Below are 14,045 nucleotides of genomic sequence, written 5' to 3' on the forward strand. Positions count from 1 at the left end.
GAAATAGATGAGTCAATTTAAAAGGGATCAAGTTCAAGACATGTATTATCTGTCACCGATGCAAGAAGGAATGCTGTTTCATACCCTCCATCATCAAGAAAAGGGTTTTTATGTAGAGCAGATGGATATGAACGTCAAGGGCACACTTCGTCATGACTTGCTTGAAAAAAGCATGAATATCATCGTGGAACGGTACGATATTTTTCGTACCGTGTTCCTCCATGAAAAAGTGAAGCGCCCTATCCAAGTTGTGTTGAAGAAACGTCCTTTTACACTTGATGTCGTGGACATGCAGGATCTTTCTGAAGACGAACAGCTTGTGCGTATTGAGGCTTTCAAACAAAAAGATCAACTGAGAGGTTTTGACCTCTCGAGGGATTCTCTCATGCGGGCCACCGTTTTCCAAACGGGCCCTGCTAGCTATCGCTGGATATGGAGCTATCACCATATCCTGCTAGATGGCTGGTGTTTTGGACTTGTCGTGCAGGAATTATATGCGGTTTACCATGCGCTTTTGCATGACCTGCCTTACAAGCTAGAGCCTGTCAAACCATATAAAGAATATATTCAATGGCTGGAAAAACAAGATAAACAAGCGTCACTTCAATATTGGCAGCAATCATTAGCAGGATTTGATGGACAATCGACCTTTAAAGAACAACGAAAACAAACAAATGAGTATGAATTAGGCGAAATCGAATGGTCTATGAGCAAAGAAGAAACGGCTGCTTTATCAGAGCTAGCATTGCAGCAGAACGCCACGTTAAGCAGTGCGCTTCAATCGGTTTGGTCGATTCTGCTGAGCAGGTATCAGCGGTCAAATGATGTTCTGTTTGGAACGGTTGTGTCAGGACGTCCGGCAGATTTGGCTGGCGTTGACCGGATGGTTGGATTGTTCATCAATGTCATCCCAAGAAGAATTCAACTGACAGATCAGATGACATTTTGTTCTCTATTATCAGAAACACAGCAGCAGTCTCTTGCGGCCGAACCGCACCAATATATCCCGATATATGATATTCAGGCAAAGACAGGTCAGCAGCAGCTTATTGATCATATTGTGGTGTTTGAGAATGTCCCAGCTGCAAAGAAGGATGAACAAGAGGCACTGCTAGGATTTACTGTGGAAGATATGAATGTATATGAAAAATCGAACTATGATCTCAATTTGCTTGCATCGCCCGGAGAACAATTGCAATTGAAGCTGGCTTTTAACCAAAGAGCATTTGACCCTGCATTTGTCCACCGGTTAAAGGAGCAACTGATTCTTTTGATAAAAGAGGCGATCAAGCATCCAGATCAATCGGTTCACACACTTACTCTCGTGACGAAGCAGGAAAAGCAGCTGATTCTTGAGGAATGGAATGCACCTGAGCTTGAGCATGATCAGCTCTATTTGTCTAAATGGTTTGAGCATAATGTCCGCAAACAGCCGAATGCGGTGGCTTTATCAGCGGGAGAGCACACGATGACATATGCGGAGCTGAATGAACAGGCCAATCGATTGGCAAGGCATTTACAAAAAAATGGGGCTGCACCTCAAACGGTCATCGCCATTTTAGCAGATCGCACGTCTGAACTCATTGTCAGCTTGCTTGCTGTCTTAAAAGCAGGCGCAACCTATGTGCCAATTGATCCTGATTATCCGGAAAGCCGCATTCAATATATGCTGAAAGACAGCAGGGCCACGCATCTTCTGACCCACTCAACCTTCATTAGTCAGGCGAAGGCACTCGCGTTTGATGGCACGTATCTTTTTGCAGATGATCAGGAAATTTCACTGATGAGCTCAGAGAATCTGCCGCTTGAAGCAGGTTTACATGATACGGCATACATCATGTATACATCTGGAACAACGGGACAGCCAAAAGGCATCATGACGACCCATTCCAATATTGCCCGGGTGGTCAAAAATACGAATTACTTAACCATTTCAGAAACAGATACATTGCTGTCGTTATCTAATAGCGTATTTGATGGCTTTACCTTTGATGTATATGGCGCGCTTTTAAACGGTGCGAAGCTTGTACTGCCGAAAAAAGAGACCATTTTAGACATGCGCGAGCTGACCGGGCTGATTAGAGAAGAAAGCATTTCTGTCATGTTTATTCCAACGGCTTTATTCCATCTTCTCGTTGATGAAGGGACAGACTGGATGCGCGGTGTGCGTAAGGTGCTGTTTGGAGGAGAGCGGGCATCGGTTCAGCATGTGAGGAAAGCCTTTGAGGTGATGGGGAAAGGCAGACTGATCAATGTATACGGCCCGACCGAATCAACAGTCTTCGCCACCTATTATCCTGTAGATGAAGCCATACCGGCAGAGGCACGTTCTATTCCAATCGGGAAGCCGCTCAATCAGACGAGTGCTTATATATTGAGTCAGCAAGGACAGCTTCAGCCGATTGGAATGGTCGGAGAACTTTGTCTTAGCGGCAAAGGACTAGCGAAGGGGTATTTGAATCGTCCGGACCTGACAAAACAAGCCTTTATCGCGCATCCATTCGCTGCGGGTGAAAGGCTGTATCGCACGGGAGACTTAGCTTATTTTCGAGAAGACGGTCTGATTGAGTATGCAGGCAGAGTAGATGATCAGGTGAAAATTCGCGGACATCGAATTGAGCTGACAGAAATTGAAGCCCATCTTCTCGTGCATCCAGGTGTAAAACAAGCTGCACTCATAGCTGACCATGATGAAACAAATCATACAAGACTGCTCGCCTATATCACATGTGAGGATGAATGGAAGGACAAGCTCGATGTGATCAAGTCTGGGCTGAAGGAGCGTCTTCCGGCTTATATGCTGCCTCATGAGCTAATCAGACTCGATAACCTGCCGCTCACGACAAATGGCAAGATTGATAAACGCCAGCTGCCAAAGCCAGAGGCGCCGCAAGGAAAGCGCCATGTGAAGCTGCCAGTAAATGAAGTAGAACAAAAGCTGCTCGTGATGTGGCGGGAAGTGCTTGAACGAGATGATATTAGCACGGATGACCATTTTTTTGAGCTTGGCGGGCATTCCTTAAAAGCGATGTCTCTTTTGTCCAAGGTGTCGAAGGAATTCGAGGTCCAGGTGCCTATTCATTTGCTGTTTGAGACGCCAACGATTGAAGCAATCAGTCGTTATATTCAAAAGCAGGACCAGGAAGCCGCTGGCTATCTTGTATTCAATGAATCTCAATCGCCAACCGTCTTTGCTCTCCCGCCATTACCGGGCTACGGCTTTATCTATCAGGAAGCAGCAAAAACGCTCGATGGTGTTCGATTGATCGCCTTTGATTTTATAGAAGCTGATCACCGAATCACGCAATACGTTCAGCATATCCAGCATCTTCAGCCTGAAGGACCGCTGACTTTGATGGGGTACTCTGGCGGCTGCTATCTAGCCTTTGAGCTCGTTCAAGCGCTTGAACAAGCAGGGCGTACAGTCGAAAAGGTCATCATGATCGACTCCTATAAGAAAATTGGAGAAAGTGATTTAGAAGGACGATCCATTGATGATGATATAGATGCGATTGTCCATCAGTCGAAGCAAAGTGAATTGGCTCATGCGGAGCTCGTCCAAGAAGCGCTTGCTCAAAAGACACGGGCCTACTATGAAACATTTGTTAAGGGGGTGAATCAAGGAGAGATACAGGCAAATATTGCTTTCATCCAATCTGAAGAACAAATGGACATTCCGGACTGGATGGAAGGTTGGGAACATGCGACGACTGGTGCTTTTAGCCAATATCAAGGCTACGGTCAACACGCTGAAATGTTCAAGCATAAAGAATGTGCAGCTCAAAATGCACAGCTGATCAAAAGGATATTCAATCAAAAAAATAGAGAACCAGTCTTGTAAACTTTAGGTTAGGCAGGGGTGCAGTCTTGCAGCCCTGGCTGACAAAAAAGGAAAGGAACTCATATGAAACCATCAACCATTAACCAATCTAGTGTACATGAATCAATGGATGCGATTTTACAAGATGTAAAGACAACCATTTTACAAACCAACGAAATTGAACGCTTCGCTGTTTTTTCGCGTGAAAAAACCATTCGACCGCGGCCATATCACCTCTCTCATTTATTTCTCGACAATCATTTTGAGCAGGAGGCCGCAGCTGAATCGATACACACGCAAACGGCTGCGCCTGCTTTAGCTGACATGCCGCCCGCCCTTTCCTATGGAGGGGATCTAGATGTCACAACAGGAGCACAGACCTTGCAGGACGTCTTAACAGAGGCAGCAAAAACGACAAATGGACTCACCTATATCGTGAATAGCGAGAACGAACTCAAGCAATCCTACGCGCGGTTAAAGGAAGACGCTGAGCGGGTTCTGACGGGTTTAAGAGAGCTGGGTCTAAAGGCAGGCGATCCTGTTTTCTTTCAATTTTCATCGAATCATGCGATGGTGACTGCCTTTTGGGCATGTGTGTTAGGCGGATTTGTTCCGACACTTGTATCGGCTGCTCCGACCTACCGGGAGATGAATGCCGCAGTGAAGAAGCTCCATCATGCATGGGAGCTGCTAGAGCATCCGCTCATTTTAACAGATGAATCACTGATCGAAGAGGTGCAAGGCTTAGCTTTACTGTGGCACACAGATCAATTACATGTAGCAGCAGTCGAGCCGATGCTTTCTTTAGAAAGGGATACAGAGGCTCATCCTGCGGCGCCAGATGATTCCGTCTTTTTTATCTTAACGTCTGGAAGTACAGGGATGCCAAAATGCGTAGAGCATTCTCATAGAAGTGTGCTTGCGAATGTCAAAGGAACGGTGGCAGCCAATCAATTTACACAAGAGGATGTCTCGTTAGACTGGATGCCTTTAGACCATATTGGCGGTATTGTCATGTTCCACCTTGTCAATGTGTATACGGGCTGTGAGCAGATTCGGGCAAGAACAGATGATTTCATCGCTCAGCCGCTGCGCTGGCTTGACTGGATGGACCGCTACCGTGCAACGAAGACGTGGGCGCCTAACTTCGCGTTTGCGATGATCAATGATTATGAGAAAGAAATCTCTTCAGGGTCTTGGGACCTTTCTGCCATGACCTGCATGATCAATGGGGCAGAAGCAGTCGTACCGAAGACGATTCACCGGTTTTTACACCTGCTGGCTCCGCACGGCTTAAAGGGAGATGTCATCAGGCCGGCTTTCGGTATGTCTGAAATCTCATCAGCAGTTGTCTTCTCCTTTGCGATTGAGCGGGGAGATGAAAACAGCGGGGTACTGACCTTTGAAGAAACATCGCTGACAGAGCAGCTAAGACCAGCTGAGGCGCGTGAGACGGGAACTGTCAGCTTTACAGAGCTGGGAAGACCGATTCCAGGTATCACGATTCGCATCGTCAATCATCAGCAGGAGCTTCTTCTAGAAGATCACATTGGCAGCGTGCAAATCAAAGGGCTAACGACAATGAAGGGCTATTACAAGAATGACGAAGCGAATCAAGAAGTATTTCAAACGGATGGCTGGTTTCACACGGGAGATTTAGGTTTCCTGCACGAAGGAAGGCTGACGTTAACCGGTAGAGAAAAAGACATGATCATCATCAACGGGAAAAATTATCACAACTATGAAATTGAAGCCATTGCAGAGGAAGTGCCAGGAGTAGAAACGAGCTTTGTGGCTGCTTGCTCCGTTCGGATGGAGGCTTCTGCATCCGATGAACTGATTCTCTTTTTTACACCGAAGCTATATGAGCCTTCTTATATCATGAGGGCAAGCCAGCACATCAAATCCCATATTGCAACAAAAATGGGTCTGTCTGCATGGCGCATTATTCCTGTCCAGAAGCATGCATTTCCGAAAACAAGCTCTGGCAAAATAGAAAGGGCGCAGCTCAAGACAAGATGGCAGGAAGGCGAATTCGATGAAATCATCAAGGAAATGGACATCAGACTAGAAAATGAACACACCTTGCCTGATTGGAGCTATCAAAAGGAGTGGACACCTGCTCCGCTTGATGCAGCTGAAAAGCAAATAACAGGGGACATTGTGATCTTTGCAGACGCATTAGGGCTGGCAGATCAATTGAGATCTCTTTCAAACAGCGAACAAACATGCATTACGGTTGAACCGGGTCAAGAATTCACACAACTCACTCATACTCACTTCATCATTCACCCGAATCGGCCGTCTGACTACGAACAACTCTTTGAGACGCTCCGTTCGTATGGCGTTTCGGTGAAACACATCATTCACCTTTGGAACTATACAAGCCAAGAAGACAAGCTTCATGTGGCCAAGGCGAAACAAGTACAGAAAACAGGCAGCATGAGTGCATTATTTTTAACAAAAGCGATTTCCGTCTATGAGGAACCTGTGGCGGTCACCTTTGTCTCAGCCCATGCGATGAATTTGCCGGAGGATCACACACATGATGTAGAAAAAGCGACGACAGTGGGACTGATGACAGCTGTTCAGCATGAATGGCCGTTTATCAAGGTAAAATGTCTTGATTTTTCTCTGACAAAATCGGCATCTAGTGATTCCCATGCATCAGCGATTATGGCAGAACTCACACATGACAAATACAGTCATGTTGCCGCTTATCGCGGGAGTGTTCGTTATATTCCTCTTTTGACACCTCTTCATCTGGAAAAGGAACAGAAGATGAAGAAACCGCCATTTGAAGCATCTGGGCTCTATGTGATGACAGGTGGGCTTGGCGGAATTGGGCGTATCCTCAGTGAACACCTGCTGAAATCTGATCAAGCACACCTCGTGTTGCTTGGGAGAAAGGAGCGAGAGGCTTTATCTGCGGAGCAGCAAGACATATTGACCTCACTCGAGAAACAGGCGAAAGACCATGGTGGCACCGTTCTTTATGAAAAAGTGGATATCACTGATGCGAAAGAGGTTGAAGCCCTCATCTCCAGGCAGGAGGTGGCTCGAGCCAAAAGGCTGGATGGCATCATTCATTTCGCTGGCATCATTCAAGAAGAGCTGCTTGCTGACATGACGTCCGTTTCTTTACATGACATGTACGCAGCAAAGGTATATGGAACGATTGCGCTTCATGAAGCTGCTTCCAAACGTCAAAACGTCTTATTCCTTTCTAGCTCGTCAGCACGTACGTTAAAGGGCGGTATGACCGTTGGCGCCTATTGCGCTGCTAATGAGTTCGTTGAACAATTTGCTCATTATCAGAAGCTGACATCTACAGTGAAGCCGTATTGCTTTAGTTTCAGCATGTGGGATGAGATCGGAATGAGCGAAGGCTCCATGATCAAAGGCATTTTAAAAGAAAGAGGCTATCTCCCGATTTCAAAGCAGGCAGGCTTCCAAACGATGCTGGCATGTTTGATGACAGATGCTTCACTCATTTATACGGGATTAGATCGGTCGAAGAAAGAGATTCAGGAGATGGTGCATGCTGAGATACAAAAAGAGCAAGCCATTTATGTCTTTTTCAAAACCGATCAAACAAAGGCGATTGAAGAACGGCTGTATCATTCCATTCATACGTGTTTACAGTCTCGTCTATCTGGTGAATACTCCGTGCATCTCTATCCTGAGGAATGTTGGAAAGAAACAGAAGACGGGGTGCCGGACGAAGCGTTTTTCAATGAATTAATAGAAGAAAGCGGACAGGATTCAGAGGACAGAGCACCTCAAACAGAGACGGAGAAACTTTTGGCACACATTTGGTCAGAGCTGCTCGATGTCTCAAATATCAGCTGCGGTGATCATTTCTTTCTACTGGGAGGTCATTCGCTCAAGGCAACGCAAATGCTGTCTGCGGTAAGACAAAGAACGGGATTTGACGTGCCGCTCGCTGTTCTTTTTGAACATACGAGACTTGGGGAATTAGCGGACTGGATCGATTCACATGCCAAAACGGATGAAGCGATTCCGATCAGAAAAATGGAAAAGGATCAGAAGATACCGATGTCCTACGCCCAGAAAAGACAATGGTTTCTCTATCAATTAGAGCCAGATCTGCCGTTTTACAATAATACGATTTCCTTTCGAATGAATGGACCTTTAGATGTGAAGATGCTTCATAGCAGTCTGCAGCATATGGTGCAAAGACATGAATCGCTCAGAACATCCTTTACAATGAGCGGAGATGAACCGGTACAGATCATTCATGAACATATGACCAATCCAGAGCTTGAGGTGGTGGATCTTTCAGACATAGCTTCACAGGAAGAAAAAGAACAAAAAGCAGCTGAATGGGCGAAAAGAGAGGCGGGCACACCGTTTCAATTAGAAAATGAAGCGCTCTTTAGAGTGAAGCTTATTCGGCTTTCGGCCACAGATCATGTGCTGCTGATGTCCATTCACCACATCGTGTCAGATGGATGGTCGATCGGCATTGCCGCGAGAGAGCTATCCGAATGGTATACAGCGATGATTGAAGGGCGAGAGCCTCACCTGCCGCCACTGCCTATTCAATATGCCGATTATGCGCTATGGCAGAAGGAGTATTTGACAGGAGAGACACTGCATAAGCAGCTTTCTTATTGGAAGGAGCAATTTGCGGCACCTGTGGAAGACTTGGTATTGCCGTATGACCATCCGCGTCCGGCCGTTCAATCCTACAGAGGAAAAACGAAAAAATACCGCTTGTCGAAGTCGTTGTCTGAGCAGCTCGCTGCACTTTCCAAGAAAACAGACAGCACACTTTATATGACCTTACTTTCTGCTTTCTCTACGCTTTTACATCGATTGTCTTCACAGGATGAGTTTGTGATTGGGTCGGTCATTGCTGGAAGAAATCGGACTGAGATGGAGCATTTGATCGGGTTTTTCGTGAATACATTGGCACTTCGGATCGACCATAGCGGGAATCCTGCATTTGCAGAGCTATTAGAGCGAGTGAAAGAGACAACAGTCGGCGCTTATGCGCATCAGGATGTGCCGTTTGAGATGGTGGTAGATGAACTGAACATTGTCCGTGATGCCAGTAAGCAGCCGCTGTTTCAGGTCATGTTCGTTCTGCAAAACTTACCGCTGGAAGCATCTCCAATGGGGGAGGCGACATCGGTTTTAGCCATTGAAGATAACGATACAGCTAAATTCGATCTATCCCTATTTGTTTTTGAAGGGGATGAGGGTCTTCAATTAAAACTTGAGTATGATGCGGACTTATTTTCTGAAGGCACGATGGATCGATTCCTTCGTTACTATGAGCATCTGCTCGAAAGTATTTGTGAAAATCCAGCGCAGCCGATCAGACAAATGAATTTCCTACCAGAAAAAGAGAAGCATCAATTGCTCTATGAATGGAGCGGCAAAACGGATCAACCAGCAGGCTCACTTCTGATTACGGAACGATTTGAAGCGCAAGTGAAAAAGACACCTCATGCCGTTGCTATCGAATCCCAGGGAGAGCAGTGGACGTATCGCGAGTTACAAGAGAAAGTCGATCGGCTTGCCGCCTATTTGCAGCAGCGTGGCGTCAACCCGCATGAACCAGTCGGGCTTTTGATCGACAGGTCGCCTGAAATGATTCTTGGGGTGCTGGCAATTGTGAAAGCTGGAGGAGCTTACGTGCCAATTGATCCTGAATATCCAGAATCACGCATTGATTATATGCTGAAGGATACAGGCATTCAGCTTTTGCTGACAAAAAACGAATGGCTGAAAAAGGTGTCGATCAGTCAAACCGAGCTCATTTGTCTTGACGAGGGGTATGAAGAGTTTTTATCAGAAGCTGAACTCATGTCCGCTGCCTTAAAACCTGATGGGCTTGCTTATATCAATTACACATCGGGATCGACTGGACAGCCAAAAGGGGTTCTGATCCCGCATCAAGCGGTCATCCGGCTTGTATGTGAAACGGATTATGTCACCCTTGATGAACATACGCGCATTTTACAAATCGCGAGCTTCTCTTTTGATGCCTTTACGTATGAAATATGGGGAGCCCTTCTGAACGGGGGAAGGCTGATACTCACCGAACGAAATACGATTTTATCAATGGATACGCTGGCTGATACGCTGAAATCTTATAAAATCACAACAGGATTTCTGACGGTGCCGCTGTTCAACCGGTTAACAGAGGAGCATCCTGAAGCCTTATCTGGATTCGATGCATTATTGGTCGGCGGAGATGCGCTCTCAGCCGCTCATATTCGTAAAGCACTGCCGTATTTGCCTGAAGGGCTTTTAAACGGCTATGGACCAACTGAAAACACGACATTCTCCTGTGTGCATCACATTCGGGCATTGGACGAAGGTCAGGCGACGGTTCCAATCGGCCAGCCAATCGCTTATTCACAAGCCTATGTATTAGATGACCAGCTGCAGCCAGTCCCGCAAGGCGTGATCGGTGAGATCTACGTTGGCGGAACAGGGCTTGCACTTGGTTACCTTGGAGATGAAGAAAAAACAACGCAATCATTTATCCCGCATCCTTTCCAAGAAGGAGCGCGTTTATATAAAACAGGTGATATGGGCCGCTGGCTGTCAAATGGCATCATCGACTGCCTTGGAAGAATCGATCATCAAGTGAAAATTCGCGGACACCGCGTAGAATGCGGAGAAATTGAAGCCGCTATGCTGAGCTTTGAAGACATCATAGAATGTGCGGTCATTCCGCATCAGCACGAGAGTGGTCATAAGCGGCTCATCGGTTATTTTGTTCAAAAAGGAGCATGGACCCAGCAGGCCATTCGCCAAGCATTAAAAGAAATGCTGCCAGATTATATGGTGCCAAGCCTATTGATGGAGCTGGATGAACTGCCGCTCACGCCAAACGGCAAGGTAGACCAAAAGCGTCTCCCGCCGCCAGAGTGGAGGCAGGAAGAAGTGGATACGCCAATTGACAGGGCAGCCAGTGAGGAAGAACGAGTGTTAGAAAAAGTGTGGTCTCAGCTGCTTGGTGCTCCTTCTATTGGTGTACATGATAACTACTTTGAGCTTGGCGGAGATTCCATTATTGTCATACAAATGGTGGCACGCTTAGCACAGGAAGGCTACACCATCCAGCCGAGAGATGTGTTTGAAAAGCAGACCATTTCACAGCTTGCCCGCGCCATGAAAAAGGCAGATGTCTCAGTGTCTTATGATCAGTCACCTATTACAGGAGATGTTCGTCTGCTTCCGATCCAATCTTGGTTCTTTGAGCAATCGATGACAAACCAAGATTATTGGAATCTATCGGCACATTTCGAATTCAAGCAGTCCGTGCCGCTAAAGCAGTTGACACAGGTTCTCTCAAAGCTTGTCGATCATCACGATATGCTGAGAGCGGCATATACAAAAGAGTCAGATGGCACGTGGATCCAAACGATTCGTGAGCCCGGCATCACCCCTTGTATCACATGCTTTGATTTGACGGATGTTTCTCAGGAGGAAGCGCTTGAACAAATCCGATTAGAGACAGGCGCTTGTCAAGGAACATTGTCATTAGAGCGAGGAGAAGTGATCAAGGTGATTCTTTTTCACACAAGTCATGACACATCAGAGCTTTTCATCGCTGCCCACCATCTCGTCATGGATGGAATATCGTGGCGCATTATACAGGAAGATGTATTAAATGGACTGAAGCAGCTTGCTGCGGGGCAGGACATAGTACTTGCAAAGAAAACCGCCTCCTATGAGCAGTGGGCAGATGCACTATATGAATATGCACAAACAGATCAATTACAAGAGCAGGCCTCTTTTTGGCAAAAGATCACGGATCAAGAGGAAGAGGGTTCCCCTTTTCACACGCCTGCGCTTTCTAATATAGAAGAACATGCAGATATCCTGTCTGTTCAATTGACGAAGGAACAAACCGACATTTTACTAAGGCAGGCATCTCAAACGTACCGAACAGAGGTAAACGATTTACTCTTATCAGGACTCACGCAAGCCGTTGGAAAGCCAATACTCATGACGTTAGAAGGGCATGGACGCGAGGATTTATTTGAACAGATGGATTTGTCACGGACAGTCGGCTGGTTTACAAGCTCTTATCCTATTTTTATTCCTTTTATCAAAACCGATATCGAAAGACAAATCAAAGACGTCAAAGAAACCTTAAGAGCAGTGCCGCAAAAGGGAATCGGCTATGGCTTACTTCAATACATGACAGAATCTCGTTTACTCAAAACGGCAGCGCCGCAGATGAGCTTTAATTACCTTGGACAGTTAGATCAGACAGATGGCGAGGTAAAGCTTTATTTAGCAGATGAACGAAATGGGTATGTACACGATCCGAAAGCAGAAAGGCAGCATTTGATTGATGTGTACGGATACGTTGTCAATGGACAGCTTCAAATGAATTTTATGATCAATCGAGAGCTGCTCCAGCATGAAGATGTGCGCCTGTTACCTGAGCGTTTCAAAGAAAAAATGGAGGACATTCTGACGCATTGTATAGAGGCAAGAGGCGGCTTTACACCATCTGATTTCCCAATGGTTCAGCTCACGCAAAAGCAAATAGACGAGCTTCCAGACAATGTGGTCGATGTGTATCCACTGTCTCCAATGCAGCAAGGGATGCTGTTTCATGCACTGTTAGATCAAGCGTCACAAGCTTACTTTGGTCAGGTGCATATGACGCTCGAAGGCTTAACGGACGGCAAGGCCTATGAACAAGCATGGAATCTCCTTGTAGAACGTCATTCAATTTTGCGGACAAGATTCGCTTGGGAAGGGTTAAAGGAGCCTGTCCAGTTGATTCAATCAGAAGGAAGCATTCATCTCACTCAGCACGATGTGCGCCACCTGAGTGAAACGGATCGGAAGGAGACCATTGAACACTATTTAGTATCCGATCGTTCAAAGGATTTCGATTTAGAACATATTGATGAACCGCTCATTCGCATTGCTTTATTCCATTGTGATGAGAAAAAATGCACGTTTGTCTTTAGCTTTCATCACATTTTAATAGATGGCTGGAGCTTGTTCAGCTTTATTGAAGAATCCTTTGCGCTGTATCGTTCTCTTGTGGACGAACGAGAGATCAGCCTTCCTGCTGTACGTCCATATAAAGATTTTATTGAGTGGCTGCAAAAGCAGGATCAAGGGAAGGCGCATGCGTTTTGGAAACATTATATGTCAGGGGTAGAGGAAGCAACACCGCTTCCTGGAGACGGCGAGCATGCTTCGGATCAAGAAGCAGGTATCACGCAGGTCAGCGTCAAACTGACGCCCCAGATGCAGCGGAAGCTGGAAGAAATGACAGGCACGCAGAAGGTCACGATGAGCACACTGATACAGTCAGCGTGGGGACTGCTCCTGCACCTTCATTCAGGCTCAGAGGATGTCATATTTGGTGTGACAGTGTCTGGCCGGCCAGCGGACTTACCAGAGGTGGAAAGCATGACAGGGCTCTTTATTAACACATTGCCGCTCCGTTTGCCGATTGCACCAGACTGGACCATCGCCCGCCTGCTGGCACATACGCAGGAAACCGTTTTTCACATGCGGGAATTTGAGTATACGGTGCTGCCAGATATTCAGCAGATGACCGATATCCCAAGTGGAGAATCATTGTTTGACAGCATTGTCGTGTTTGAAAACTATCCGATTGAATCCATTGAGCCGTATGGCGTACGCATCTTAGACATCGCAAGCCATGAAGAAACGAATTATGACTTAACCCTTGTGGCTGTCCCGGGAGATACGCTGGAGCTTCGGGTCACATACCGTTTAAATCAATATACAGAAAAGCAAATACAGACGCTGATGCAGCAGCTGATTCACACACTTGAAGCCATGACAGAACAAGTGGAGACACCCCTCTCTTCCTTCACGATCGTGACAAATGAAGAAAAAGAACGGATGATCAGCGATTGGGCGAGAAACGCACAAGTCAGCGTGCTGTACCCAGACCAAGAAGAGGTTTACTCAGGTGTGCATGATCCTTCCTGTGAAACGGACATTTATGTCCTGAGTGAAGAGCATCAGCTCATGCCGATAGGCTTTCCTGGAGATATCTTTATCGGCGCAAAGGATATCAAAGCACTTTGTGGGGAGCTTGCTGATTGGATGGAGACGCATAAAATTCCGCATCCATTCAAACATCAAACAGGCGAATACCTCTATCCGACAGGGGATGTCGGCGTTTGGACTGAAAAAAGCAAGATTCAGATTTTGGATTGGATGTAGGAGGAGA

The 14,045-nt window shown here is 46.4% G+C and carries 2 protein-coding genes; both read left to right on the forward strand.

Features of this window, described 5'->3' with window-relative positions:
* The first annotated feature begins 7 nt into the window (after window positions 1–7).
* The gene (locus NPA43_RS01970) at window positions 8–3,841 is read left to right on the forward strand and encodes a non-ribosomal peptide synthetase (protein ID WP_256499293.1); all 3,834 of its coding nucleotides are present in this window, start codon (window positions 8–10) and stop codon (window positions 3,839–3,841) included.
* Between the two features lie 63 nt (window positions 3,842–3,904).
* Window positions 3,905–14,038, forward strand: coding sequence for a non-ribosomal peptide synthetase (locus NPA43_RS01975; RefSeq protein WP_256499294.1), 10,134 nt, complete (start codon window positions 3,905–3,907; stop codon window positions 14,036–14,038).
* The last annotated feature ends 7 nt before the right edge of the window (window positions 14,039–14,045 follow it).

The organism is Bacillus pumilus (assembly GCF_024498355.1).
Classification (GTDB): domain Bacteria; phylum Bacillota; class Bacilli; order Bacillales; family Bacillaceae; genus Bacillus; species Bacillus pumilus_P.